Below are 26,794 nucleotides of genomic sequence, written 5' to 3'. Positions count from 1 at the left end.
TGTAACGTCCTATAAAGAATTCGAGATTGATGAGGTGATTATATTGGATGATAATATTAATAATCTTCTTTCTTCATTTAGCTGGTTCCGTCCTCAGGAAGAACAAGACAAAGCTGTTCAAGAGTTAGCAAGGTACCAAGATGAAATCATAAATATCCTTATCAGCGGGACTCAAAAGGACCAGTGGCACAATGTAATTAGGCTAGTTGAACAAAGTAATACAGAATATCAATATAGAGCAGTTCCTCAAATGCTTTTACTGTTGATGGACATTAATTCCCCTGGAGCAAAAGAAGCAGTTGAAATTATGATAAAACTGGATAGTGTGAAGTTAAAACCATGTATCATAGATGTATTGCTAAGAGATAAAAAGAAAACGACACAATACGGATAGCCTGGATTAAGTATTTTCTCGAAAGAAAAGAAATTATAGATGAATATCTGGAATACAAAGAGATATTAAAAAAGGCAGAATGGTGAATTCAGCTAACGAGAAACTTTAGTTCAATAAAACACCAGTGAAGGCAGCCGAGATTAAGAGGCTACCTTTTCCCCGCTAACGAGCAGGATAATATCAATGATATTATTTTTAACACTGACACATTGTTGTCAGTAATCGACCTGTAAGATAAAACTTGCAAACCGTTGCAAGTAAAAATTTATGGGCGAGGGGTCAGATTTTCATGATTGCTTTTTTGTGGACATTATTAATGGTTATACTAATTGCGGGATCAGTAATCTTGGTTGGCAAATTGAGGGCTACCAGATTAGATGTAAAACGGAAAAAATGGTGGGTAATCTTCCATGTTCTCTTTGTGATTATGTATTTTACAGGGGTGTTAGGTAATTTCGTCTTAACACTATTTACAATCTATTTAAAAGATCGCGAACTTATTTATGCTGCTCATTATTTCATCAAATATTTTGACTATTACTTAATTGTTCCAGGGGCTTTAGGGAGTTTGGCAACTGGTATTTGGCTAGCTGTCGGAGCGTGGGGGATCACCACACATTACTGGATTATCGCGAAGTGGGTCGGCAATTTGATAACGATTTTCTTTGGTAGTATTTTTATTGGTACGTGGATTGAAAAGGCATTAAATGCGCTTTCTCTAAAAGAGCTTGAACCCATATACAATCCCGAATACCTTCATAGTCAAAAAATGATACTGACTGGAAGCGTATTAGTGTTAGCAATATTAGTCTTTTTAACCGCGATCTCATATTTAAAACCGTGGGGGAAGAGAAAGGTAAGACAACGACGATAATACTGCTTGCGAGGGTTTGAAGATTGATATGTAGCTTTTGAATATTGCTCACTAGACAGAGCACGAGAACTCAATTAAATTAAAATTTCTCATTATTATGGAGCATGATCGGAAGAGAGATTAAGCTAAAGGTAAACGAGAGTTCAATTAATCGCTTTATCATGAGGCGGTTTTTCTATTGGTTGAAATCAACAATATAAAATAACAGAAAACCGCATTCTCTATTTAGGAGGAACGGTTTTTTTTATTCCTTCCATCAAGCAGCTCGACTTATGTCCAAGCAATCACTATGTAGGAAGCATATGTTTATATCGTAATGAAAATTTACTGAGGGGAATGAGTAAATATGAGCGGAGTAGGTACTAGCACAGCAGCTGTTTTGGTTCTTTTTATTCTTTTGGTAATCATCTTATCAGTAACTTGTGTTTGGTAATCATCTTATCAGCAGCTTGTGTGTTCTAAACCAACACTAATATCGAGAAAAACAAAAACGGTTCCTATCGCGAAGTAGATGCGCGAACACGGATCGTTTTTTCTCGTTGTTGGAAACTAAAAAACACCTTCTCGTAAAGAGAGAGATGTTTTAAATGAGAGGCTGAGTATGTAAAGTTTGAAATCGACGAACGAATGAGTCGATAGGCAATGGTTTGTAAGAAGTACTTCAAAACTTATTTGTAATTCTGTTTTTTTGATCAAAGCCAAAAATGAAATCTATCCACGATTCGATAATCGAGGTTCCAAAGCATCGCATTATGACCGATGAAGCGGGCGATTTAATGGTGTTAACAAATTAACCTAATCCAAGTCATGTAGAAACGTCGATTCCTAGTTGGATCGTCTTTTTTTCTTATGTTATGAAATAAAACTTATAATTACAGGAAAAAATAAAAATACTTAAAACGATATTACTATGGAGGATTATTTTTATGAATAGTCAAGGTGGGACTAGTAACGCAAGCAATTCAAGCGGCCTAAATGCCTTTACTGTCGCAGGATCTCAAATTACTAATCAGAGTACATCGAATAATAACGCTAGCCAAAACAACTACGATAACGCCAGTACAAACTCAGGAATCGATGATGAAAGCATTCAAAAACTAGAGCAGTTGGTTGATAAAGCTATAGCCATTACTACTCAGGAAAGTATTGAACTTGAAAAGATGAAGTCCTCTTTAGATCATTAAGTCTCAGAACATTTAGGGAATCATACAAGCGCACCTTCTAATTCCGACAATGTTCGACTTGGTGGTTTTCAATATGTGCTGCCTCATGGCAGCACATTGTTACGCTAACGGATAACGTTTGTTGAATAAACATAATTAGAGAAGCTGCCGTTACGATTGGCAGCTTCATTACGTTAACGGGCAGATTAGTGTAATAAAAGAACCCTTTTATGTGGTAGGATTTAACATATATCTTATTTTTAAAATAAGGGGTGTTTGTTGTAATGGAGGCTTGGACGCCGTATGAGGAAGTAACAAATCATTCTCCAGATTTTAGAATTAGATACAGGCTTGATACCGAAGAAGAAGGCGGCAGAAAAAATCCCGTTTACCAGGGCTTACGATGCGACTTTTCATATGATGTTGATAATATTCGTGAAACAGGCATATTTATTATCCATCCTGAATTTGAAGATGAATTCGGAAATGTTATTTTAGACAGAACTCTCCCTGTTCCCATTCAGGGTACCGCGAGGATGTGATTTCTGTTTCCCCAGATGAGAAGAGAAGTACATATACATAGAAGTAAATTAGGCATCATTGGATACTTTATGGCTGGGTCAAGAAGAATTGGACGAGCTGAAGTAATTGAAATTCTTGGATTGAACGAAAATCCAGAGACATTGAACTAACGAAGAACTTTAGTTGCACTTTAGTTGAACAACAAGGAGTAGTTCTGTAACGGCAGGCAGCTATGAAGAGCAGGATATAAAGTGTTGGATTCAAAATTGTTATAATACCTTGAGGGAGAAATATCAAAATTCCAGTTGTCACTTGATTTAGAGAGCATCGTCGATGAACTTTTTGGTGAAGACTGGGAAATAAATTCTGAAGTTCAATATCTCTATAATAATTTCGGGGAAAACAACGTAAAAAAAAGGCTCAACCTTAAAATCAGTGCTTGACGGCTAAGTCCCCATGCTATGCCGATTGCACTCCAGTAGGATACCGAGACATTACTTTCGTCGATCAAGGGAATGAGACGAAGGTCATTGAAACGTTCGACGCGGAAAGCTCCGGCAAGCGATTATCGACAATTTCAAAGCCTATACCGAACAAAACTAATCATCGCGAAGAAGACGCCGGGGAAGGTGCCCGGCGTCTTCCCATGTTAATCCAAGTATGAGTGCGCTCTCCGTTATCCTTAACCTTGAACTGCATCCGTGTTCATGTAGTTGATTGCCCACATATGGCCGTCTAAGTCCTCGAAGGCCCAATGATACATGAATCCATAATCCTCAGGTTCTTCGTACGATTTCCCGCCCAAGGAGACCGCAGTATTCACGATTTCATCCACCTTTTCTCGGCTCTCGAAGGCCAATGCGATCGTCATTTGCGCATACTTTTCCGTATCAACGGTTTCCTTCTGCGTGAGCGACTTTAAAAGTTCTTTGGTGAGCAGCATGACCTGCAGGTTGTCGCCGATCACGATGGCTACCGACTTCTCATTCTCGGGGAATTGCGGGTTGAGCTCGAATCCGAGTCCGGTGAAGAACGCCTTCGATTGTTCTACGTTGTTTACAGGCAGATTGAAGCTCGTGAATGTGGACATTAATGCCATTTTTAAACACCTCATCGTCAAATTGGTTTGTTGTCATTGATGCCTTCGTTTATTTAGACGAAAGCCGATCCGGGAATTCATCGGTCTACTTGATTCCTGCCACTCCTGTATTGTTGTAATTCCCCAACCACAACAAAAGGAATAAGCAGATGCAAACCCAGTATATCAATGAACATCTCAACATACCAGAGTTACACATAAGCCAGATTCTGTTTGTCGATCACGATCTGCCTGTCACTGCAGCACGTGATTCGCAAAGGTACCAATGGGACGCGAACCGTACGCCATCTGTCAGTCTTCAAGAGGAAATCCTATCCGCACGTACCGGCGATTCGTTTGTTCTGTACGACTTGTCATGCCGGATTCGGATGGACCTACTAATTCGTGGGGCACAAATAACGCTACAGCAAGCGCCGACGAGCACTGTGCAACGTCTGCATCAGGAAGCCGTTCCACAGATTAGCGAGCAGATGCAAGCCAAAGCTTGGGCAGCAGCCAAAACGATGACCGGATTGGTACTTGGCGTGGATGATCAGGTTTATCATACCTGGTTCAGCGAATGCTTTCCTGCCGCGATTCGAATCGCGGATCGCTTTCATTTACAGTGATCGAATGCGTGCAGGAGGTACGGAAAAGCATTCAAAGCCGTTTGTCTTCACATGCGAAGGCTCATCTAAAATCGCATCATCGTTTGCTGAATCCGCCAGCAGATGCGCTTAATGTAGAGAGTAGAAATAGTCTTCATATTTTGTCACCTGATTATGACAAGAATCTGTTCGCAATGGTGTTGGATATAATTCTTGTCATCCAACAAATGGAGGGTACTTTAGCCTTTGAGTTAAACCAATTGTGAGATATAAAGGGTGTTGTTTCCTTTTCATGTTTGAATCCAAAGGTAAAATATAGGGATTTACATATTATGCATAACTAATATGTAGATCCCTTTGTTTTCCGGTGAGGAAAAAAGCATTAATCGAGGAGCGATCGTTAACGGGCAGTATAATGGAATAAAATGTATGATATACTGGGCAAAAAGTTGGATGAATGAACAATGATTGACTAACGGCGGTAAACATTACCGAGTACGACAAAAAAGTAACAGTCGAGTATTATACCCCTCAAGATGCTTTTTAGGATGTGTAAAATGAATAAATTAAAAGTTTTAGAGAAACAGTCTGAAATAACAAAATTCTCACAAAAAATAGTTGTGTCTGTTAGAACAGAAAAAAGGCTAGTTAGTGATGATTTAATCGTACTCTATCAGTTGTTAGAGGAATTTATTACCTTAATGAAAAATGAAGAATTTATTCCTAAAAAGATTGTAAGTAGGCTTTTACTCTTATATGGACTTATGATAGGACAAGCAAATCATGCATTAGACCCAGATTTATTAAGAATGGAAGCTAAAAAAATTTACAATTATTTAGAGAGGATTTCGGAATATTAATCACTTAACAATCACCGTTTGCGACTGTCGCATAGTGATTTTCTATTTAAACGGCTGTACTTTCGATGCACCTTATCGGACCACGGCATTAAACTAACGGAGAACGAGAGTTTAAAGAAACATTGAGCAGCCGGAGAAAGGACGATGATGACATGAGTAACGTTATTCGGTTTATTAACGAAGCCAAGACGCTTTCAAACTGTGAAGTTTATCCTGCATCGGCTTTACCAAAACTTCGTTCTTCTCACATATTGCCATCCGATCTTGAAGAGTTTTATAAAGAGTGCGGTGGCATGCAGCTTTTCAATGATTCTGAATTTCCTTATCGTGTGATTCCACCAATAGAGATTAATTTGGCTAATTTAGAGATCCTTGGTGAAGAAGAGGAGGATGACATCACCAAGGATTGATACACTATCGTTGATTGTGGGAATGGTGATTTTATAACGATCGATTTGCACCCTGAACGCCTTGGAAGGTGTTATGATAGTTTTCATGAAACGCATGGTTTAGTGGGAGAAACACCGATTATTGCGTTGTCATTCGCAGAATTGTTAGACCAGCTTTTTCAATTTAAAGGGAATCAAATTTTTTGGTTAGAAGACGCTAACGGATAACGATAGTTGAACAAAACGAGCCTTCGCAGTGGAATTTACCCGATATATCCCTTGAATTGTGTTAAAATTGGTTTCGCAAGAAATCGGGGAGAATCAGTTGGTTTTCGAACAATTTGCAAGTCAGCTAACAGTTATGCTGATGATGAAGATGAGGAAGCTTGTGTAGAGGTTATGACAGGATAAATACTTGTCATAATAAAAAACTGCACATCCAATTGTTAGTGTTAGTGTGTCTAACAATTGGGGTGCAGTTCACTCATCGCTCTTTATATATTTATTTGAATTGTTTGATAATGGTTATCCAGATTCTCAAACCTGTCACCCATAGCGTCAGAGCAGAGCCAAGTCCGATAAAAGTAGACGTCGCAAGCAGGGATACACCGCTAAAAGTAGCATTTATTGGTAAGTAGAAAGTGATAATGCCTAAAATACAGAGCACTACACCTGTACCATAATAAAAATTTTCTCGAAACAATTGAGCTAAAGGAAAAAAATGAATTCCAACGATGATAGCCATGATAGGAAAAAAGACTTCAAAATGATTGATTATGTTACAAACCACACTTGCAATAAAGATCGCAAGACCTTCTAGACCAAAGATCAAACCAAATTTTCGATTTATTTTTTTCCAATGTTCCCTTTCTTTCGGTGTAACAGCATTGTTCATGTTACGAGCTTTACCAAAAAGTGAAATGGCTCCAATCAGTAAGATTAAAGTCACAATACCCGAAAGAACAAGTAACCATGGAGCTCCAAGTTCATGTGAACCAATAATACCAATGGAAGCCCAAAGCGCTCCAAAAAAAGTCATGAACATTACGCCATTTGCAGCTCCAAAGACAGCAGCTTTCGACAGTTTTACTAAATCACTCATGATTAAGAAGCCTCCTAAAATCCAAATTTTTAATTTACTCTTATAAAACATTCTTTCTCCTTTTTTGTCTAGTTTTTTAACAAAGCTATGTTAAATTACATCTCGGTTTGGACTAACGCTGAACGATAGCTCAAAAAAGACACGAATGCAGCCGGCACCTACTCGACAATCGCTATTAGAGCTTCTGCGGCAATCGTTTTGGCTGCCTCGTTGCCTTGAGCTGAGCTCTCCGCAATAGTTTGGAGCGCTTTCTTGGCGATCTCCAGCTGTGTGTTTAAACGGTCAGCCATTTTGGCGATGTCGATTGTAAAGTCGTCTGTTAACTCGCCATTGCCTATTAAGACGACCGCAGTAAATTCGAATCTATTCTTCACCTTTATTCATCTCCTTCAGCTTGATTTCATTGCCGGCGTAGTCGGTCCCAATAGACGCACAATCCCCCCAATGGGCGAATATTTAAATCATAGGCTACCAAATGCTTCTTTGTAAATATTTTCCTCATTACTCATCCTCATGGACGCGGCCTGCATGTTACGCTAACTAGGAACGTTAGTTTAAATAAGATTATTAATGAGCAGGTGCCACGGCAGCCTGCTCATTTTATTGAACTTTATGATCTAATTAAAAGCTGTGGAGACTTCATAATACGAAGTTCGGGATAACGTAGTTGGCACTAAAATCAAAATAAGAAATAAATACTAAGGGAATTTCTCTTTTTTGGAAAAAATAACTAGGTTATTATATGTAAGGAAGTTAAGTTGAGAGAGATCTTATAAAAAAAGCAACAGACGAGGGAGGCTATTCCCATGATTGAACGTATCGTTTTAATATCGTTGCTTACGCTGATTATCCATTCTGCTGAAACACTCTCATACGCGGTGAGAATAGCGGGAATTCGCTCAGGAAAGTTAGCGATAGCACTATCTTTAACGGGTATGATTGTTCTTATTTCGAGGACGTCAAATATTGCTCAGGGCACGATGACCGGCAAAGTCGTTGATTTTGCTAAGAATCATTTAGAGTTTAACCTAGTTGGGAACTTTAGGATTATATTAGCTGCTGCTTCCCTTGGTACTCTACTGGCAATAGCATTATTTCCTACTTTTATAGCATTATCTGGACGTATGGTATCACATATGGAGAAAGCCGAATCAGTCCCGAAAATGATTCGAAATGTACTCCGAGTTGATGTCATTCAACATTCGTTCTATCATTTTCGAATGCCGAAGTGGGAAATGGTTCAGCGTCTCCGTGCAGGTGGACTCCCAAAACGATTGATGATTATGAACTGTTTTGTGACCGCTATTTATACTGTAGGCGTATTGGCAGCTTTATATGCAGCATTTTTGCCAGGACAATATAACATTGGGGCTTCTCAATCTTCGGGATTAATAAACGGAGTGGCTACTATTCTATTGACTATACTGATCGATCCGCAGGTTGCATTACTGACAGATAAAGCTTTGAGTAAAAAAGCTAAGTTATCTTCAATCAATAAAGTTTTTGGTGCTCTTATGTTCTCAAGATTTTGTGGTACGTTATTAGCACAAGTAATATTAATACCTGCAGCATATTGGATAAAAACAATTGTCCCATACTTATAGAATTTGTAGTGAGGCAACCGGCCGAATTAGCAATAATCGGGTATAGCAGATAAGCGTTGAGCTAACGAGGAACGTTAGCATCGTAAGCTATAATGATACTTATGTGGGGAGTTGTTAAAGACGGGAACTTCAAAGGAAAGAGCTTACATATATCTAGCTTCAGGCTTTCGTCGGGGCTGACGCCTATATCTCCTGAAAATGGTATATTAAATTAGTAAGATCATCCCCAATTATCGTTCATTGACGAATATCTTAAGGCAAAAATTGTTAAAGGGTGGGGTTAGTGGAGATATATTTAATTGCTGCAATGGACAAAACAGAGTTATTGGAAAAGACAACGACATTCCATGGAGGATTCCGAATGATTGGCGGTATGTTAACAAAATAACAAAAGGATATACAATTGTATTGGGGAGAAGAAACTTTGAATCCATTGGTAAGGACTGTTACTCAGCTGTAAATCCAAGATTCTGAATTAAAGAAATTATCTCGAAACCGCTTCGAAATTATGAGCGAATGTCTCAACAAGAAGAGATTCAGAAGGTGTCGGTTTGAAGTTGTCGGTCTCCGATCAGAAGACACGAATAAGAAGCCTCAGCAACTAAGCGGTGGTCAATTGCAGCGGGTGAATATTGCTAGAGCTATTGCGCTGGAGCCGAAACTCATTGTGTTGAATGAACCGTTAAGCAGTTTGGATATGGTGGTGCAGAAACAGATTCTGTTTCATCTTAAGAAATTGAAAGAAAAGAAGGGGTTATCCTATCTGTTTATTTCACATGATGTATTTGCTGTGAGTGTATTGGCTGATCAAGTGGCTGTTCTTGACGGAGGTCAAATTGTCGAGAATACGGGGATATCGCATTTGCTTTCATGTTCCCATCCTTCTTCCCGACGTCTTATCGATGCTTCACTTGGAGGTACCTCTTAAGCTATCATGAACGGATCCTCTATTTCTGCAAATATATAAGCACCGCGTTAAATCTTATCGCGGTACTTTTTTCTATGCCTATTTGTTTGGTTATGCGGCAATAGCTTTATTAGCTTTTTTCTTCGTGTTTCCGAGTGTAACAAGCAAAGACTCTTACTACGCACTACATTCATTTCTGCTGTAGCAAGACTAGCGTTCCACGTTTAATTAATTTAGCTTCAGTTAAAATGCTCTCTAGGATTTTCAATTGAAAGTTCACCCTCTTGGAAATAGGCAGGCTCCAACATGTCTCTACTGTTATTGCATTTGCTTTCAATAAATGAAATGCAGAGTTGCGTCCTGAACCCGACAAATTCCGTAAACGCATTGTAAAATGCCTTGATTCTTGCTCAATAGAGCTGTTAAGATGTGCAACAATTCGTTTTATTGAAGGTATTATTGCACTTTTTGGATTAATGATCAATGTCTGCCCCAGAACTCTAGGGTTTATTTTAGACAAGCCGTTAGCTTCATGTAGATCAATGTACCACGATGGCTTGTATTGTTTCGCTATTCGGAATAATGCAACTGAAAGCGGGTGGCGCGCCTTATCTTTCCACTTTCTTGGAAACGTACGGTTCAAATCGGGAATTCCTCTGATTCTCTGCTTGTATGCCTGACGATTGACAATCGGAACAATGATCAATGTTCCGTTTTCAATCCTGAGCTTGTTTTTCTTTAGCAAACTCATAAGTCTTTTTGCTGCGAGAATACTGGCAATTTCTTTCCCGTGCACTCCGGCTGTTATTATAACCTTTTTTCCTTTTGAGTTTTCATTAATGACGTAATAAGGGGTTTCAAACCTGGTGGCCTTCGCCAACAGGTGTTTTTTAATTTCCATGCGCAACCACCTCCCGGGTATGGTCCTCCTTGTAGCTTAGGCGACTTGAAAGGTCTATTGTACTGCTTTCAATGTATGAAGCTACGATTTCGGTTGACCTAGACAGAGGTACATAATTTGATTAAAAAACCTGAAGACCGTCTAATGAAACAAATTGAAGCATCTGCGTAGATGAAGCCCAAATTATCTTCGTTTGATCGTTATATCGTGACTTCTCGTCCCATACTTCCCATATTGAATAGCTCACAAATTACCAATCAGCCCAAAGTGATAGGACCTTTCTCATAATTACTTCATTTAAGGCATGTATAGTTGGAGTTATTATTAAGAGGAGGTACGTAATAATGACGCAGCAGTTACTGCAATCCGTTGTTTCGTTAGGTTATCTGGGAGTAATATTGGGCTTAGCGATAGAGATCATCCCTAGCGAAATAGTTTTAGCTTATGCCGGTTATTTGGTATTCCAAGGGCATCTTAGTTTTTGGGGAGCTGTCGCCGCAGGTACAGTTGGAGGATTAGTCGCACAATGCATTGTATATGCAATCGGATACTATGGGGGAAGGCCGTTTTTATTAAAATATGGAAAATTTATTTTGATTAAGCCTAAACATATTCAATTGGCAGATCGATGGTTTGAACGCCATGGTTCGCCCGTCGTATTTTTTGCCCGCTTTATTCCAGTTGTCCGACATGCGATTTCGATTCCAGCCGGGGTTACCCGAATGAATCTTTGGAAATTTAGCATTTACACTTTAGCAGCAAGTTTGCCATGGGCTATCATTTTTATTAACATAGGCATGAAACTAGGTGAAAACTGGGGAAATGTGAAAAGCCAAGCACATTCGACTTGGTTCATAGCAATAGCTTTAGCTGGCCTTTTAGTTGCATTTGGCATTCATCATTGGATCTCGAAAAAGCGACTAGGATGAGAAATATTGACATTGACATCTTCACATTTGATTTTAATGTAGTGCCTGTATAATAAGGCTTATTCGATTTGATATAGAGAAAGGAAGAAGGTCTTGCAATTGAATAAGAAAGTAGCATTATCGAACACAATGAATCAAGTGAAAGGTATAGCAGCTAAAGTGCCAGAAATAACGCTATACTTTTGGATCACGAAGCTATTAACAACCGGTATGGGTGAGGTAGCCTCAGATTATTTATTTGAACATTTAAATCCACTTATTTCAGCTCCATTAAGTGTCGTTATTTTTATTATTGCGATGATTTTACAATTTAAAGTAAGTCGATATATACCAGGCGTCTATTGGTTAGTTGTCGTTATGGTTAGTATTTTCGGGACAATGGCTGCAGATGTGATTCGTGTTGGCCTTGGAATTCCCTATGTAGTTTCGACGGTTTTCTTTATAGTAGCCCTTGCTGCCATCCTCTTTACTTGGTATTCCAAAGAGAAAACACTGTCGGTCCATAGTATATACACTCGCCGCCGCGAGGTCTTCTACTGGCTTACTGTACTGACAACGTTCGCGCTTGGCACCTCTGCAGGCGATTTAACTGCCTCTAATATGCATTTGGGTTACTTCACATCTGGCATCGTATTTACTTGCTTATTAGCCATTCCAGCTATCGGTTTTTGGTTGTTTGGCATGAAAGAAATTATTGCATTCTGGTTCGCCTACATCCTGACACGTCCAGTCGGCGCATCTTTCTCAGATTGGTTATCAGCCACTCATGCTAGTGGAGGTATGGGATATGGCAGTGGTCCAGTTAGCCTAGTATTAACGATCTTCATTATTCTTTTCGTAGTTTTCCGCGGAGGCGCTGCAGCTAAAGGTACGGAAGTCGAGGGGGATTTGGTAGAAACCGTGTAATCTAATCGTTTCAAAAGGAAAAGATGACTTTGAGAACCTCTCAAAGCCATCTTTTTGCATTATATTTGACATTTTAATCTAATATCCTACATCAAACAAAAACCATTCTTACACTCATCGAAGCAAGTGAAACGCACCCAAAATGAAGTGACGTTTATTTTATTATTTAAAGTACACGACGTGCCGTAGCATAATGGTTACTCCACCAACCCTGACTCATATCCGTGATTGTAACGCCAGGACTACCGTAGGTATGCAGAACTTTACCGTTACCGATGTAGATACCTACGTGGTGAATTGGCGAATAAAAGAATACCAAATCGCCGGGCTGCAGTTGATTCCGCGGCACGAACTTACCTACTTGCGATTGGGCACGAGAAGAACGAGGCAAGTTGATACCGTATTTTTTGAATACGGTCTGTGTGAACGAAGAACAGTCAAAAGTACTAGTATTTCCTGACGCCGAACCGAATCGATACGGGGTATGCATATAGTGTTCGCCAGTAGAGATGATATTATCCGAAATCGAAGCAGCATGAGTTGTTGTTGGTGAAATCACCATTGCACCGCCTATGAAGACGGATAAACTCAGAGCAAAAGTCGCGATAGCTTTATAGGCTTTTTTCATGATGTGTATCCTCCCTTGTTGGCTCAATGGCCTGTGTTTTGTTGACCTGTGACCACTATAGCATACATTTAACAGCCTATAATTTACCTCAATGTCTGTTAAAGTACGTGTGGCAACGGTTCAATCGACATTATTAGAGTTTGCTGAGAACTGAATGAATTGATTCTTATTGACTAAACAAAAGAGTCGAACGGAATATCCGTTGGCTATGTAGTGTTATAGTTTTGAATTGCTTTTTGTTTTTCATCACACGATCTTGCTACCCCCATAAATTCAATGAATTTTGGATATACTGGATTTACAAGTGTTATAATCCGAAGATTATCAATCTGTAATAAAAAAAGGCCCAAGCTTATTTAAACAAGCTTGGGGCTTAATATTATTTATTTTTTTCCGACGGCGTACCTATCGGCGTTTCCGCTGGAGTAACGCCTGGTGTTGGCGATACGGAGGGCCTGCTAGTTGGAGTAACGGCTGTTGTTGGCGAAACGGTAGGTTTGACCGATGGTGTTACTCCAGGTGAAGGCGTCATGCTTCCTTCTGGCGATGGAGACGGCGTCTCGATTACGCCAGGCGTTTGCGTGGGCTCTGGTGTTCTTGTAGCAGAAGCCTTTGCATTCGGAGTAGGGGTTGTTTTGGGTTTATTCGCATGCTGCTTTTGCATGTCCGCAATATAATCCGGATTATCGTAAGCACCGCCCGGATCAATCTTCGTCAAGCCATCCCAGATATTCGGAACTTGAATCTTATCCGGATGTTCAAAGACGAGCAGGGCAGAAGGCAGTCTGCGTTCGCCATATTTACTGGAAGGCTTAGTTATGAGTTGTCCATTTACAACCATCTCAGAGGAAGCGCCGCCGTCTAGGAAGCCAGCGTTAATACATCCTTCTGCCAGCAACAAATCCTGTACTTCCTTCAAAGTCGCTCCAATACTGTAAGGAGGTTGACGCCCGTCGATGACCACGAGAATGATGACTCCGTCAGCACGCTGACCAATGGCTGTCCGCGGGTTGAGACCATCTCCTTCAATCGGTAAAGCTTTACCATTCGCAATCACGCGGGGATAGAACGACACCGCATCTGTAACGTGCATCTGCAACAGTTGGTCAATCGGATATTTACCTATAACGAGCTTTCCTTCTTTAGTAAAGGCAACAACGTGCTGTGGGACGGTTCCGTCCACGCCAGTGTACAATATTTTGCCTCCCGACATGATGACACCCACCGGAGCAAAACCGTTGCCAAGCCCTTGCGGATCGTCGAAGCCGCCGCCGTTCACTCCGGCAACTGCGCCCGTTCGCTGTACCATGGAAGTTATGCGTTCTCCTTGGCCTACCGTGTTGGGTACGACAACGCGCAGAGCTCGTGGGTCGTAGATATACATTTTTTTGCCTACCCAACCATGACCTGAAATGTCTTCGACTTTAGTTAACTCACCTTTATGTTTGCTGATCGTAATTGCGCTCAAATCCTGCGGTTCTTTGGCGTTGGCATCGCTCATTAAGCCCATCGCGTTGATCATTTCATCGCGTTTCTTTACACCAACGAAGATCCAAGCCCAGTCGCGGTGTTGCGTTTCGATGACAGTATTAGCCAAAAACAAGCGGATATTCGTTCCTAGTGGAGTCAAATATAGAAAGCTAGAGCTAAGGAATCCAAGTAGCGCGACTGCGCCCAAAATTCTCTTCAGCCAGCTCCAGCCCTGAATTTGTTTGTGCGAATCTGTTGCAATTTTCATGGTACTCCTCCTATTCTATCGATTTATGCCTCTTCTATCTCTCTAAAAAATCTAACTAATTAAATGTTAACTTCAGTAAACCAATTTACATTTTAACACTCCGTATTTTTAATGACATTGGTATTCTTTGGAATAATAGTATTCTGACAGCTGATAAGACGCTGAAAGGAATCGTGGCCATGCAAATGATTAGTAAAGGACAGACCGAATTTTATCATTCGTCTGTCCTTTCTAAGGTTAAATATTTGGATTGGCAGTGTAATCTATGTGAATTGCTTTTGGTTTGAATTGCAATCAACGATAATCATAATAGAAATAAAAATGTAGGGGAGTCTTAAATGTACACTTCATATTGGATCCTGGATACATCATTACGCAATTTGGGGTATATTCTTCATCTTGCTTATAGAAATGATCGGGGTTCCCTTCCCCGCGGAAACTGCACTTACCGTTTCAAAAATTGCACTTTCTAAAGGAGTGGTTTGACGACATTTCCCAAACAAGAAACTTATCGAACGGGAACATTAGATTTGATTAACTCAATTCAGTTCAACTTATAACGAGGGTGTCACCGGATTTAGTGACACCCTATTTTCGCTACACTGAGACGTAAAGGCATTGAAAATTATATTACAAAAAAATATTTATGAAATTTAAATCTCAAAAAATACTGGGCATTTCTTATAGGCTGAACTATAATAGGCTTATGCAGAGGGTTTATCAACTTAAAAGGGGAAAACATTTGGCAAACTCATTTCAATGGGATATTCGTAAATTATCCCTTACACAGAAAAATATCGCAGATTTTATTGAAAAAAATGTAGATAGAATACCATTTATGAACGAGAAAGAAATTGCCCAAGAAGTACCTACAAGCATCGCTTCGGTTTCCCGCTTCTGGCAGGCAGTCGGATATGCAAATCTGAAGGAGTTCAAAAGCAGTTTACGTGAACTTGAGGCGATGACGCCGGCCAAAAAGATGAGTAAAATATTCAATAAAGTCACGGGAGGCGATCTACTGGGAGACATGCTGGAGCAGACAGCCGGCTATTTGCATGATACTTCCTACAAGTTGGCAAGAGAAAATTTTGACCTTGCTGTAGAAAAAATGTCGCAGGCGAGAAGGATTTATGTATTCGCACCAGGCCCTTCCGAAGGCCTTGGCAGTTTGCTTCAATTCCGTTTGAATCGGTTTGGTGTCGATATACAGATCATGCCAAAGAGCGGAAATGAGGTGTATGAAGCATTGCTTCATCTCACACCGCAAGATGTGATTATCGGGTTTGGTTTTTTAAAACTTGCCCCAGAGATTCAAATTATTCTCGAATATGCTAACGAATTAAAATGTACAACGATCATCATTACGGATCGGCTTGTTTCAGATCTGAACGATCAAGCAACCATTGTGCTCTATGTATGCCGAGGTGAATTGTGGGAATTTCATTCGATGGTAGCTCCTACAGCTGTTGTCGAAAGTATTATTATTGCCGTTGGACTTCGCATCGAGGGTCAGGCGCTGTCAACATTGGAAACGTTGCAAACACTGCGGCGCCGATCTACAAATTTTATTTCTAAGGCATAAAGCTTTCTTTACTCCTTCTCAGCCAAGTGATTATGAATTTCAAGTGGAAGATTCTAACGAGAGAGGAAGAGATGTCGTTGCAGCTGTTTAATTGGTATGCGATGCTTGCCAGCTTTTTGGGAACCGGCGTAGAATTTGTTGAGGCATTGACCATCATTTTGGCTGTAGGTGCTGTCCGTGGATGGAGGACTTCACTGTCAGGCGCATTGACGGCAATTGGGATTCTGGTTGTTCTTGTTTTTTGTATCGGCGAATCGTTAGTTTATGTCATTCATTTATTCTGGGTCCAACTCATCGTCGGTCTCTTCATGCTATTGTTCGGCATACGCTGGCTTCGTAAAGCGATTTTGCGCTACTCTGGTCTAAAGGCTCTCCATGATGAAGCCGAAAGCTACCAGGAAGAACTCGAGCGACAACGCAACAGGGGGAAAGCCAGGAAGGGAATTGATTCCTTTGGTTTTATGACGACACTCAGTATCACATTCCTAGAGGGAATGGAAGCCATTTTTATCATTCTTACGCTAGGCTCCAGCTCACAAACTGACAATTCTACGCTCATGCAATACACAATCCTAGGTGCTCTTGTAGGCGTTATCGTCGTTATGGCGGCAGGTATCATCTTACGTAAACCGCTTGCATCCGTGCCAGAGAATACGATGAAGTTTATCGTTGGCATCATGTTGACCAGCTTCGGAGCCTTCTGGGTGGGAGAGGCTGTTGGAGTTGATTGGCCGCAAGCGGATATATCCATCATCTATATGTCCATCACGCTTCTATTATTTTCTTGGTTGACCGTCATACGCTGTAAAAAACATTTGAATCCAGGTTTGAAAAATACCAAGGATCCGAGCATGGAGGTGATGTAAGATGAAGATAATATCAACTCTCTGGGGCTTACTTGTCGATGATGGGCGTTTAGCTTCTATTCTCGTTCTTGCTATAGTCGTAAGTGCTGTGGTGACGAATCTCTTTCAACTACAGTTGGTTGGAGCGATCGTGATCTGGGCTGGTATTGTCGTTTCGCTCTTCGTGTCTATCCAGCATCAGCTTTCCTTGAAAATGAGGAAGTGAGTGGACTCACCATGAAATGATTGATTGGCATAAATGAACCAGAGATAGCACAGTTTTATAAACATTTGCAGCGATTTCTTTCCTATGGAGTAATTTTCCGGGTTGGTATTAAACTTAGAAGAACTGTGGCGAAAAGTAATGTAGTAATGAAGTAGCCGGGCGACAAAAACATTATCACATTCCTGACAGCCAACCTTCAATTTTTGTGAAAAAGGAGGGTACTAACCTGCAGCGTTAAACTAACTGGGAACGATAGTTCCATCAGAACAACTTCACAAAACACCAGCTTTTGTGTAGATGCGCAGCTACCATAGCATTTGTAATCAGAATGAAATCTGGTTTTCACCTGGTATTAATAAATCGAGCCTATAATAGAACTTGATCCCCTTTTAAAATATATAAATTAAGATCCACGGCCCGTTGCTGTGGATCTCTTTCTGTCTACGGATATCTTCACAAAATAATTGTCCTAGGGGTATGAGGTTACTGTGAGTGATGAGGAGAGAAGGAAATATAAACTCATCCTTACGGCTTTATTTATTTTACAGTAGCTAGAGCCAGCTTTTCGGCTCGATTTGTCTCTTCCTCCTGAACAATCTCTTGATTCTGTTTTCTTCCTTTCTCTCCTCAAGGATTCGCCTTATACCAAACATAAGTACCTTTGGTCTCATTTCGTCATTGTGTTTTAGTTTTTGTAGCTAAAAAAGGATCTAGAATCCATTTACTCTCTTGGAAGAAGTTAACTTCGATGTTAGGGGGAAATGGAGAATCGGGGCCTTTCTGCTTTGGATAAGGTGACTGTACCTTGCCTTTATATTTGATTATTGAGCTAATTGGGGGTAATCCCAGCGAAGCTGTCACCAAGTGCCAACTGACAAAAAAAGTTCCTCAATCTCAATTTTTCCATTTCTATCCATTTGTGATTGTGAAACGCAATAGTGATCATATAGCCGAACGCGAGAAGACCAAACATTCGGTTTGATGCGTGCACTTTTTTACGATCAAAGAGGATAACTTTCACTTTTGAACTTGGGTCGGGAAGGGAAATCGTTGGCGCGTGTTGAAAAAAAAATAGAAAATTTTTTTCGACCTGTCGATTCCTGTGTCTCCTGTTCGTTGTGAATATATAGAGGCAAATTATAGACAAGGAGAAGATTCACGATGAGATTCATGATGATTGTCAAAGCAACAAAAGATTCCGAGGCAGGCGTCATGCCAAGTCAAGAGCTTTTTGACGCCATGGCGAGGTACAACGAGGAGCTGGCAAGGGCAGGCGTGCTGGTTGCCGCTGAAGGACTTTACCCAAGCTCGAGCGCGATTCGCATCTCTTATCCAGAACCGGGTGGAAAACCAAAGGTATTGGACGGACCTTTCACGGAAGCGAAGGAGCTGATCGCGGGCTTCACGTTGATCGAGGTGAAATCGAGGGAAGAGGCGATTCACTGGGCGATGCGGATGCCGGATCCGCACGGCTTCGGCGAAGGTGAGATCGAGCTGCGCCAAGTGTTCGAAGCGCCGGAACTGACTCAGGACCCGGGAGCGTTAGCCAAGGAAATTGAAATGCGGGCACGTGTCACGAGGAAGCCGAGGTCGTGAAGGAGTCCGCCGTCCACCGAACCATCGATGGAATCTGGAGAATCGAGTCGGCCAAGATCATCGCTGGTCTAGCACGTATGGTACGCGACGTCGGGCTTGCCGAGGATCTGGCTCAAGATGCGCTTATCATCGCGCTTGAACGGTGGCCGGAAACGGGCGTCCCCGATAACCCCGGAGCGTGGCTGATGACAACCGCGAAACGTCGGGCTATCGATCACCTGCGCAGAATCAAATTACGCGATCGCAAATACGAGGAACTAGGCTGGGAAATAGACAGGCAGCACGAGCCGGAGTGGGATGAAGCGCTCGATGATCCAGTCGGCGACGATCTCCTTCGTCTCATTTTCACGACGTGCCATCCTGTTCTTTCCGCCGAGGCTCGGGTGGCGCTCACGCTCCGGTTGCTCGGGGGATTGACGACCGAAGAAATCGCAAGCGCGTTCCTCGTTCCGGAGCCGACCGTCGCCCAGCGGATCGTTCGAGCGAAGCGAACACTCGCGGCTGCGCGCGTCCCATTCGAATTGCCGCCTAAGAACGAGTTGTCGGCGCGGTTGTCGTCTGTTCTCGAGGTCATCTACCTCATGTTCAACGAGGGTTACGCTGCGTCTTCCGGCGGAAGCTGGATTCGGCCCATGCTCTGCGATGAGGCGCTACGGCTTGGACGGATATTGGCTGAGATAGCACCCGACGAACCGGAAGTCCATGGACTCATGGCACTGATGGAAATTCAATCGTCTAGATTCAGGGCGCGGGTCAGCCCAAGCGGAGAACCGATTCTACTCATGGACCAGAACCGGGCGTTATGGGATCACCTGCTCATCCGCCGAGGGCTGACTGCGATCGAACGGGCCGAGCGTCTCGGCAGGGCGTTCGGTCCCTATCTGATCCAAGCCTCGATCGCGGCGTATCACGCCCGTGCTCGAACGGCTTCAGAGACGGACTGGATCCGGATTTCTGCTCTTTACGACGCTCTCTCCCAAATCGCGCCATCGCCCGTCGTCGAACTGAATCGCGCTGTCGCGCTCTCGATGGCGTTCGGCCCGGAGGTGGGCCTAGAAGTCGTCGATGCGTTAATGCAAGAACCGTCCTTGAAAAATTATCATCTTTTACCCAGCGTGCGGGGGGACTTTCTCCTGAAGCTGGGTCGCAAGCAAGAAGCCTGTTCAGAATTCAAACGAGCTGCTACTCTGGCACGCAATGAGAAGGAGCGTGAGTTGCTCTTAAGACGTGCGTCAGAGAGCAACGTATAATAAGATAAGCATATGATAGGAGAAGTTCAAATGAGCCAAGAAGTTACAGAGTTTATCGAGAAAGTCAAAGAGCCGTGGCAAGCTGGTCTGTGCCATGATTTGCGCCAAGTTGTCCATAACGCCATTCCCGACGTTCAGGAGCGCATACAATACAACAAGCCTCATTTCCTGAAGAACAAAAAATATGCAGCGGTGATCTCGACTTCAAAGGATGCTGTTAGCTTCACGATCTTCAATGCGGCGGGGCTGGAGCTGCCCGAAGGATTGTTCGACGGCCCTCCGGAACGGAAGACGATCAAGTTCCGCAATGGGCACCAGATTGAGGGCGGAATGCTAACCGCTCTGGTAAAACAAGCCTTCAGTACGCTATAAAACGAACGCCGCCCATCATTGGGCGGTTTCTTATTTCTGAACTGATCTATCCTGTCGATTTTCATGAATTCCATTCGTCGTTTTAATAGAGGCAATTCGAAAGCCTTAATGATAGGAGGTAAACACGATGCGATTCATGTTGATCATCAAAGCGACGAATGTTTCCGAATCCGGACAGCAGTCAAGTCGGGAAGTGCTTGAAGCGATGCGGAAGTACAACGAACAATTGGCTAGAGCCGGGGTGCTGCTCGCCTTCGAAGATCTTCTACCGAGCTCAAGCGGTACCCGTCTGTCTTATCCTGTTCCAGGAGACGAAGCGGTCATGGAGGAAGGTCCCTTTAACAAGGCAAGAGACCTCGTCGCCGGCTACACGCTTATCGAGGTAAGATCGAGAGAAGAAGCAATCGAATGGGCATTCCGGATGCCGGATCCCCACGGATTCGGAGAAGGAGAGATCGAGCTTCGTCAGGTGAATGAGATGCCCAAAAAATATCTATAATTTTTCAGCGGATGTGTCGATTATCCCGTCGGTGGTTCGTCGCTTTAATAGAGACATGGATAAATATACTGCAAAGGAGAATTTCCATGCATCGAAAGACGGCACCAAGATCGACTATGACAAAGCCGGTCAAGGCCCATCGCTTATCTTAGTTGGAGTGAAGTCGCTCATGGAGAATTACTTGACCAGCGACGTCCCGATTAAGGAGGGCTTGCTCCGCCGCGGTTCTTACTATGTGCGGGGAGGCCTGCCGTCGGAGGCGCTGATGCGGCTTGTTCGGGGCGTGCCGGGGTATTGGTACGAGAGAGTGTAGGGGCATGGCTGCATTTGCATTGGGATTTTATTTAATAAAAAATTTTTTATTCCCTATGTCGATCTCACCATTGCTCATTCGTCGTACTCTTAGAAGGACAAATCTTAGTGAATCAGTTAAAGGAGAGATGGACAATGATAAGAACAATTTCTAAAGGGCGACTATGGACGGCGAGAGTGATGAGTGGAATAGCCATTTTGTTTATGCTGCTTGACAGTATCATGAAATTATTTAAACCTTCATTTGTTGTTGATTCTGTCGAATCACTTGGTTTCCAGGAGCATCATATTTATCTGATGGCCATACTCGGACTTCTTTCAACCGTTCTTTATGTAGTGCCACGTACAACGATCCTAGGTGCTGTACTGTTGACCGGTTATTTTGGAGGCGTAATTGCGACGCAGGTTCGTCTAGACGCCCCGCTTTTCTCCACGATCCTGTTTCCTATTTATCTGGCTGTGTTGGTTTGGGGAGGCCTTTGGTTGAGGAATGAGCAAGTACGGAAATTCTTTTCTTTGCAGCAATAGTGTGAGTGGGGCAAAAGGACGCATCAGGTGTACTATTCCGATACAAATTGTGTAATCCGGTGGGGAGAACAAGAACATGGTTACATTAAAAGTCGCATGTGATGCGGCTTTTTCATTTTATATCCTCAAGTTCTTGTCAAAATTAGATGACAAGAACTTGAGGAATGGCAATCTAATCTTGAGTACATGATTGAGCTAACGGGCAGCATTCTTATTATGAAGAAATACGAGGTTTGAGAAATAAAAAGACTCCTTGGTAAGATGTTAATGGATCCAAAACGCTCGCCAGTAACCGGATCCAAAAACAAACCACGGAGACTACAACATGCATTCTACTCAAAATGAAAGAAATTAATCAAATCACATCTTCTACCTTAATTATTGGAGTCGACATCGCAAAATTCAAACATGTGGCGAGAGCCCAAGACAACCGCGGAGTTGAACTTGGGAAGTCCATTTCGTTTGAAAACAATCGACAAGGCTTTGAGTTGTTCGTAAGCTGGTTTCAGAAGATTTCAATTGAGCAAGGCTTCCAGGATGTTATCGTTGGCATGGAACCAACGGGCCACTACTGGTTGAACCTCGCTCATTTTCTGAAAGAAAAACAAGTGAAATACGGTGTTGTGAATCCGCTGCATGTGAAGAAAAGTAAAGAACTCGATGACAATTCTCCGACGAAGTATGACATCAAGGATGCCAAAGTCATTGCACAATTGGTCAACGACGGTAGATATGCCGTACCAAACCTTCCTCAGGGCGTCTATGCCGAACTGCGGGAGGCGATAAAGATTCGCGATCACCTGACGACTGACCTTTGCGTTGTACAAGGACGTGTCCATAATTGGCTAGGCCGCTATTTCCCGGAGTTTCTGACGGTATTTAAGGACTGGGAGTGCAAGTCTGCCGTCCAAATGCTAAGCCTCTACTACTGCTCCATGAGCTTGTTGATGTACCCAATGAAACCCTGCTGCAGCACCTGAGGGAGGTTGCTAAGCGTGGGCTTGGTTTAGGCCAAATAAAGAATCTGAAAGAGGCGGCAAGCTGTTCAGTGGGCATACGGCAAGGTACAGAACTAGCAAGGATGGAGTTGAAGCTGCTGCTGAACCAGTATGAGTGGCTTCATAGCAAACTAGAAGAATTGGAAAGCAAATTGGATGAGCTTCTGGGCAGATCCCGCATGTACAGCAATTGCTGGCTATTAAAGGTATTGGAAAAGACACCATCGCAGGCTTTCTGGCAGAGATAGGTGACATTCGACAGTACCATCATCCCAAACAGATTACAAAACTTGCTGGATTGAACTTAAAAACGAATTCCTCCGGCAAGCACATCGGACAGACACAGATAACAAAGAGAGGCCGGAAGCGCCTTCGAGGGACAGGGACATTACCTAACACCTTATTCATGCTGCGGAGCATTCGCCCCTTGATCCGCAAGAAGCGATTTCGGGGCTAAGCTAACGGATACGATAGCGTAATAAGCAGGGAGCAGCCCGAAAGCGCATATGTTTGTGTCGCCGAACAATTCAAGGCTTACTTTTCTCTAATGAATTTGTTGAGGCTCATGACGATTCGGATGTTGTAGTAAAATTCGCACAAGCAGTATTCAAGAGAAATAATGTTTTAGCACAAACCTGTCATGCAGATACAGCCAGACTCCCTGAAATTAGAGAGAGCCTAATCGCTATTTATTCCTCTCCTAATACGCAAACATTCACAGACCGTTGGGGAAATGAACATCATATAATCGAATATTTCTTTCGAGTGGATAAGTAGACGGGTATTCTTAAAAAAGATTCAGACGAAAGTGTTGATGCTGCATTTTACTCATTGGATAGCCTTCTTTTAAGCGTTTCAAAATCTTGTATGAACGCTTCCTGTTTTTTAGGATCAGCTTTTTCCAAAGTATAGGTCGGTTTGGTATAGCTAAATCCCAAACGTCGTAATAGTTTACGTACACCCCGATCCGTATATTCAATATTAAAGTTATTTTTGATCCAATCACGGATTAGGAAAGAAGTCCAGTTCATCTCAGCAGAAAATTCTACGTCAGATGGCTTTTTTTCAATAATTAACTGATAGAGTTCTTTTTCATGTTCATCAGTCAGATGTTTAGGTCGTCCAGGAGACTGGCAATAAGATAAGCCATCTAAACCATTACCTCTATAAGCACGCAATAAATTATAAACAGTTTGAACAGTACATACTAAGAAATCAGCAATTTCCATTGGAGTGCGGCCCTTTAAGTACATTAAGACACATTGATAGCGTTTAAACATCCTTAAATCTTTTAAGTGATGCATCCGAGCTTTGACTTCTTGAATTTTAATTTCAACGTTTTCTGTTTGTTTGCTCATGATTCATCCGCCTCCAATAGATAATTCTTTTAAAAATAAGTATTGAGGAACAAAAAAGCCCCTTAAGTTAATAAGGGGAAATGGTTGGTTGGTCAAGATTATAGTATGCAAATACCATTTTTTGGTTCAATGTAGAATGCAAATTCCATAAATATTGAGGAACATGAGATGATTAATCCTCCCGTTAGTTGTTACTGTTGCCAAGAACAAAATTATTAACGCGAATAAAATAAAACAAACAAAAATTAGTATCATCCATTCAATTGATAATTTGTTTTTTGAATGCGTTAAATGGGATTTATTATCCATTGTGATGGAATACTCATATCAAAAGAAAATACCCAAAGGAAGCGCAAGAGCTGCATTGAAGCGGCTCTTTTTTTTAATTTCGTTGAATGGGCATTTGAGCATGATGGAGTGGCTTGACGACAATAAATTCCCAACATATGGTATGATAATGGACGAACAACAGAATAGTTCCTTAAAGAGATAAGGGAGCAAGCCAAAAAACTACCTAAAGGTAAGGAGTAAGTTAATTGAAACTACCTTATAGAATTGGATATTTACTAACGGTTGTTTGGTTTATTTTTATTATATATGGACTTTCTAATTATGACTCAGACAGTGAGGGAATGAAGGTTGGAATCGTTTTATTCATTACTTTCGCTGGGCTAGTAATATTCCCCGCTTTCTACATTATTGTGTATCTGTATTACGCTTATTTAAGAAAACAACAAAAATAATGCACTTATTTCACAACATACAGTTAGGCAATTTGTATATATACGTTTTTTAAATTTTTAGATGAAAGTACGAATTTATTGAAAGCGAATTGGGAGCAATGGGAGCATGGGGAACTGCAATTTTTTCAGATGATTTAGCGTCTGATATTAAGGATGAATTTAGAGAATTGATAGCAGAAGGACATGATGGAGAAACAGCAACAAATATCGTTGTTGAAAACTGGAAATCGGAACTTGAAGATTATGAAGTTAGGTCAGTATTTTGGTTGTCTTTAGCATTGGAAATAATCATCAGTGGAGAGGATTTGAAACGCTGGGAAGAAGAACCAAAATTATTAATACAAAGAAAGAAAGTTCTTGAAAAATTAATGAATCAATTGAACCAACCTCAATGTGAGCCTAAAAAGATACCCAAAAGATTTATTGCACAAACAGATTTTGAACGTGGAGATGCCATAGGTTATAAATTATTGTCAGGAAAGTATATCATTTTAAAAGTAATAACAGTCATTGAACAACACAGTGGGGATAGATACCCTTTATTTGAATTATGTAATTGGGTCAGCACAGAATTTCCAGATAAAATCGATATAGGAAGTTTCAACCTCTTGGAATGGACATTCGGAAATGGAAAGAAGGAATTGAAAAAGTTGGCAATATTCCCATCAGGTAAAAAAGATTATCCCTTTGAGCGAATAACAGTAATAGCAAAGAATGTTCCAATTCAATTATCTGATAGTACTCCTTATATGCTACTTGCTTGGAAACAATTCGACGATGATTTGAGGAAGTTCTACAACTTGGAATAAAAATCTTTTCAATAAAAGAGAAGCACCCTCAACTAACGTAAGAACTATAGTAGAACAAATCAAGGATGTGGGAGATGAGTCAATGCTAAAAGCAAATGAGCAAATAAGCATATCAGGCTCTGAAGTATTAGAGGTTCTTAAAGAGATTGAGATAATTCTGACATCATTACACAAGATGGGTTCTTATTATTCCATAAAATACCAAGATGGAGAATTGATTTCAGACAATGCGGAATATGAGAAGGAAACCACCCGTTTCATTGATGAATGGAAGGTAACATATAGGCTTGCTAAGGTTAGAGGTATGTTGTCCGAAAAGTTTGATAAGACATTAGGTAACGATGATATGGATGATATAGAAAGAGCAATGGAAATGTTAAAATACTGGAGTAAACCAGGAGATGCTCCAGACGACATCTAGTCGAAAAACAGCCATTCCTTAGACTAACGGTGAACAATAGTTCAATCACGACACGACGGCTGCCGGAAGACGACGATCTGTTGCCGCTTTCAGGTAACTGATAGACTAGTTAAATTGTATAGCTTCACGATATAACACACTTAATAAAAGTAAGGGGTAGTGTATATGGAGAACTATAGATTGTTTTCAAATTGGTTAAATAAGATTCTAGAACAGGACATACCTGTAGGAATAAAAGCATTCAATTTTAACTTATATGAAGGTTCAGACGATACATACGATATACAATTAATCGGTTCAGAGGAATTCGATGAGAATGACTCAGATTGGGCTTGTACTGACTATTTTAATTCGGAAGAAGATATTTGTTACATAAAAAGAACAGAAGATATCCAACATTGGGAAGAAGGTTTAAATCACATTACGATGTTAGTAGAACGTTATCTTAAAGATGGAGAGTATGCATACATCCTCAAAAGTGCATCTGTAATTGGAATTGGATTTGTAGATGGGGATATTAATATTCTCTTCCGTACTTGATTAACAAGTGTCGTCGCTAAACTACCCTGAAAATCTCACATAGCAGAGAACTAAAAATGGCAATACGAAACTAGGCGCAGCTATGACGTTTTTTTCAAAAGGCTGCGTTTCA

At 41.4% G+C, this 26,794-nt stretch carries 29 protein-coding genes and 4 pseudogenes; 26 read left to right on the top strand and 7 right to left on the bottom strand.

The features are described 5' to 3' along the window. Window positions 1-43 precede the first annotated feature (43 nt). The 4 genes from J2Z65_RS31070 (at window position 44) to J2Z65_RS35510 (ending at window position 2,973) form a co-directional block, all read left to right on the top strand. The gene (locus J2Z65_RS31070; protein WP_167057034.1) at window positions 44-394 is read left to right on the top strand and encodes a hypothetical protein; all 351 of its coding nucleotides are present in this window, start codon (window positions 44-46) and stop codon (window positions 392-394) included. A 289-nt stretch (window positions 395-683) separates the two neighbouring features. Then, window positions 684-1,268: a DUF2269 domain-containing protein gene (locus J2Z65_RS31065; RefSeq protein ID WP_209856211.1), complete on the top strand. Its 585-nt coding sequence runs from the start codon at window positions 684-686 to the stop codon at window positions 1,266-1,268. Between the two features lie 926 nt (window positions 1,269-2,194). After that, the gene (locus J2Z65_RS31060; RefSeq protein WP_167057031.1) at window positions 2,195-2,452 is read left to right on the top strand and encodes a hypothetical protein; all 258 of its coding nucleotides are present in this window, start codon (window positions 2,195-2,197) and stop codon (window positions 2,450-2,452) included. Window positions 2,453-2,715: 263 nt separating this feature from the next. Further along, window positions 2,716-2,973, top strand: coding sequence for a hypothetical protein (locus tag J2Z65_RS35510; RefSeq protein WP_240159662.1), 258 nt, complete (start codon window positions 2,716-2,718; stop codon window positions 2,971-2,973). A gap of 662 nt (window positions 2,974-3,635) precedes the next feature. Here the strand turns inward: J2Z65_RS35510 and J2Z65_RS31050 are convergent. After that, window positions 3,636-4,052, bottom strand: coding sequence for a VOC family protein (locus tag J2Z65_RS31050; RefSeq protein WP_167057027.1), 417 nt, complete (start codon window positions 4,050-4,052; stop codon window positions 3,636-3,638). A gap of 149 nt (window positions 4,053-4,201) precedes the next feature. On the opposite strand from J2Z65_RS31050, the pseudogene J2Z65_RS31045 reads away from it, so the two are divergent. The 3 genes and pseudogenes from J2Z65_RS31045 to J2Z65_RS31035 form a co-directional block, all read left to right on the top strand. Then, window positions 4,202-4,794, top strand: a pseudogene (locus J2Z65_RS31045) (transposase); the annotation flags it as partial. Window positions 4,795-5,196: 402 nt separating this feature from the next. Continuing rightward, a complete protein-coding gene (locus tag J2Z65_RS31040) occupies window positions 5,197-5,499 on the top strand; it encodes a hypothetical protein (RefSeq protein ID WP_167057021.1) in 303 nt (100 codons plus the stop codon). A gap of 152 nt (window positions 5,500-5,651) precedes the next feature. After that, window positions 5,652-5,909: a hypothetical protein gene (locus J2Z65_RS31035; RefSeq protein WP_167057018.1), complete on the top strand. Its 258-nt coding sequence runs from the start codon at window positions 5,652-5,654 to the stop codon at window positions 5,907-5,909. Window positions 5,910-6,390: 481 nt separating this feature from the next. On the opposite strand, the gene J2Z65_RS31030 is transcribed toward J2Z65_RS31035, so the two are convergent. Then, a complete protein-coding gene (locus J2Z65_RS31030) occupies window positions 6,391-6,990 on the bottom strand; it encodes a hypothetical protein (protein WP_167057015.1) in 600 nt (199 codons plus the stop codon). A gap of 158 nt (window positions 6,991-7,148) precedes the next feature. Beyond that, window positions 7,149-7,364, bottom strand: coding sequence for a hypothetical protein (locus tag J2Z65_RS31025; protein ID WP_167057012.1), 216 nt, complete (start codon window positions 7,362-7,364; stop codon window positions 7,149-7,151). A 432-nt stretch (window positions 7,365-7,796) separates the two neighbouring features. Here J2Z65_RS31025 and J2Z65_RS31020 point away from each other — a divergent pair, with 432 nt between their 5' ends. The 4 genes and pseudogenes from J2Z65_RS31020 to J2Z65_RS31010 all read left to right on the top strand — a co-directional run bounded on the left by J2Z65_RS31020 (window position 7,797) and on the right by J2Z65_RS31010 (window position 9,522). Then, the gene (locus tag J2Z65_RS31020; RefSeq protein ID WP_193580888.1) at window positions 7,797-8,594 is read left to right on the top strand and encodes a lipid II flippase Amj family protein; all 798 of its coding nucleotides are present in this window, start codon (window positions 7,797-7,799) and stop codon (window positions 8,592-8,594) included. A 283-nt stretch (window positions 8,595-8,877) separates the two neighbouring features. Then, window positions 8,878-9,035: pseudogene (locus J2Z65_RS31015) on the top strand (dihydrofolate reductase); the annotation flags it as partial. A 67-nt stretch (window positions 9,036-9,102) separates the two neighbouring features. Then, window positions 9,103-9,219, top strand: a pseudogene (locus J2Z65_RS35995) (hypothetical protein); the annotation flags it as partial. Further along, on the top strand, window positions 9,220-9,522 hold the full coding sequence (locus J2Z65_RS31010) for a P-loop NTPase family protein (RefSeq protein WP_167057010.1): 303 nt from the start codon (window positions 9,220-9,222) through the stop codon (window positions 9,520-9,522). It begins immediately after the preceding pseudogene. Window positions 9,523-9,691: 169 nt separating this feature from the next. Here the strand turns inward: J2Z65_RS31010 and J2Z65_RS31005 are convergent, their stop codons facing one another. Then, a complete protein-coding gene (locus J2Z65_RS31005) occupies window positions 9,692-10,402 on the bottom strand; it encodes a M14 family metallopeptidase (protein ID WP_167057007.1) in 711 nt (236 codons plus the stop codon). A 344-nt stretch (window positions 10,403-10,746) separates the two neighbouring features. On the opposite strand from J2Z65_RS31005, the gene uptA reads away from it, so the two are divergent. Further along, window positions 10,747-11,331, top strand: a complete 585-nt coding sequence (uptA, locus tag J2Z65_RS31000) for an undecaprenyl phosphate transporter UptA (RefSeq protein ID WP_167057004.1) — start codon at window positions 10,747-10,749, stop codon at window positions 11,329-11,331. A gap of 99 nt (window positions 11,332-11,430) precedes the next feature. Continuing rightward, window positions 11,431-12,237, top strand: coding sequence for a COG4705 family protein (locus J2Z65_RS30995; RefSeq protein WP_240159661.1), 807 nt, complete (start codon window positions 11,431-11,433; stop codon window positions 12,235-12,237). 166 nt (window positions 12,238-12,403) lie between these two features. On the opposite strand, the gene J2Z65_RS30990 is transcribed toward J2Z65_RS30995, so the two are convergent. Both J2Z65_RS30990 and J2Z65_RS30985 read right to left on the bottom strand, forming a co-directional pair. Continuing rightward, window positions 12,404-12,865, bottom strand: coding sequence for a C40 family peptidase (locus tag J2Z65_RS30990; RefSeq protein ID WP_167057001.1), 462 nt, complete (start codon window positions 12,863-12,865; stop codon window positions 12,404-12,406). A 379-nt stretch (window positions 12,866-13,244) separates the two neighbouring features. Continuing rightward, window positions 13,245-14,603, bottom strand: coding sequence for a phosphodiester glycosidase family protein (locus tag J2Z65_RS30985; protein ID WP_167056998.1), 1,359 nt, complete (start codon window positions 14,601-14,603; stop codon window positions 13,245-13,247). A 742-nt stretch (window positions 14,604-15,345) separates the two neighbouring features. Here J2Z65_RS30985 and J2Z65_RS30980 point away from each other — a divergent pair. The 10 genes and pseudogenes from J2Z65_RS30980 to J2Z65_RS36215 form a co-directional block, all read left to right on the top strand. Then, window positions 15,346-16,185 (top strand): MurR/RpiR family transcriptional regulator, encoded by an 840-nt coding sequence (locus J2Z65_RS30980; RefSeq protein ID WP_167056995.1) that lies wholly within the window; start codon window positions 15,346-15,348, stop codon window positions 16,183-16,185. Window positions 16,186-16,262: 77 nt separating this feature from the next. Further along, on the top strand, window positions 16,263-17,051 hold the full coding sequence (locus tag J2Z65_RS30975) for a COG4280 domain-containing protein (RefSeq protein WP_167056992.1): 789 nt from the start codon (window positions 16,263-16,265) through the stop codon (window positions 17,049-17,051). Between the two features lies 1 nt (window position 17,052). Next, window positions 17,053-17,256, top strand: a complete 204-nt coding sequence (locus tag J2Z65_RS30970) for a hypothetical protein (RefSeq protein WP_167056989.1) — start codon at window positions 17,053-17,055, stop codon at window positions 17,254-17,256. A 1,161-nt stretch (window positions 17,257-18,417) separates the two neighbouring features. Further along, a complete protein-coding gene (locus J2Z65_RS30965; RefSeq protein ID WP_167056986.1) occupies window positions 18,418-18,852 on the top strand; it encodes a YciI family protein in 435 nt (144 codons plus the stop codon). After that, a complete protein-coding gene (locus J2Z65_RS30960) occupies window positions 18,849-20,102 on the top strand; it encodes an RNA polymerase sigma factor (protein ID WP_338111663.1) in 1,254 nt (417 codons plus the stop codon). The genes J2Z65_RS30965 and J2Z65_RS30960 overlap by 4 nt, the downstream gene beginning before the upstream one ends. 30 nt (window positions 20,103-20,132) lie before the next feature. After that, window positions 20,133-20,474 (top strand): DUF1801 domain-containing protein, encoded by a 342-nt coding sequence (locus tag J2Z65_RS30955; RefSeq protein WP_167056983.1) that lies wholly within the window; start codon window positions 20,133-20,135, stop codon window positions 20,472-20,474. Between the two features lie 127 nt (window positions 20,475-20,601). Further along, a complete protein-coding gene (locus J2Z65_RS30950) occupies window positions 20,602-20,973 on the top strand; it encodes a YciI family protein (protein ID WP_167056980.1) in 372 nt (123 codons plus the stop codon). 55 nt (window positions 20,974-21,028) lie between these two features. Further along, a complete protein-coding gene (locus J2Z65_RS35990; protein WP_167056959.1) occupies window positions 21,029-21,286 on the top strand; it encodes a hypothetical protein in 258 nt (85 codons plus the stop codon). A 134-nt stretch (window positions 21,287-21,420) separates the two neighbouring features. Further along, window positions 21,421-21,813 carry a DoxX family protein gene (locus tag J2Z65_RS30940; RefSeq protein WP_167056977.1) on the top strand — a complete coding sequence of 131 codons (393 nt, stop codon included), beginning with the start codon at window positions 21,421-21,423 and terminating at the stop codon, window positions 21,811-21,813. A gap of 341 nt (window positions 21,814-22,154) precedes the next feature. Further along, window positions 22,155-23,187 (top strand): annotated as a pseudogene (locus J2Z65_RS36215) (IS110 family RNA-guided transposase); the annotation flags it as partial. A gap of 448 nt (window positions 23,188-23,635) precedes the next feature. Here the strand turns inward: J2Z65_RS36215 and J2Z65_RS30930 are convergent. Continuing rightward, window positions 23,636-24,169, bottom strand: coding sequence for an IS630 family transposase (locus tag J2Z65_RS30930; RefSeq protein WP_167056974.1), 534 nt, complete (start codon window positions 24,167-24,169; stop codon window positions 23,636-23,638). Window positions 24,170-25,010: 841 nt separating this feature from the next. Between J2Z65_RS30930 and J2Z65_RS30925 the strand changes: the two genes are divergently transcribed. The 3 genes from J2Z65_RS30925 to J2Z65_RS30915 all read left to right on the top strand — a co-directional run bounded on the left by J2Z65_RS30925 (window position 25,011) and on the right by J2Z65_RS30915 (window position 26,682). Continuing rightward, complete coding sequence (locus J2Z65_RS30925) at window positions 25,011-25,721, top strand: hypothetical protein (protein WP_167056971.1); 711 nt, start codon at window positions 25,011-25,013, stop codon at window positions 25,719-25,721. Window positions 25,722-25,803: 82 nt separating this feature from the next. Continuing rightward, window positions 25,804-26,142: a hypothetical protein gene (locus tag J2Z65_RS30920; protein ID WP_167056968.1), complete on the top strand. Its 339-nt coding sequence runs from the start codon at window positions 25,804-25,806 to the stop codon at window positions 26,140-26,142. Window positions 26,143-26,307: 165 nt separating this feature from the next. Beyond that, a complete protein-coding gene (locus J2Z65_RS30915; protein WP_167056965.1) occupies window positions 26,308-26,682 on the top strand; it encodes a hypothetical protein in 375 nt (124 codons plus the stop codon). The last annotated feature ends 112 nt before the right edge of the window (window positions 26,683-26,794 follow it).

The organism is Paenibacillus aceris (genome assembly GCF_017874035.1).
GTDB lineage: Bacteria > Bacillota > Bacilli > Paenibacillales > NBRC-103111 > Paenibacillus_E > Paenibacillus_E aceris.
This window is presented reverse-complemented; position numbering and strand designations above follow the sequence as displayed.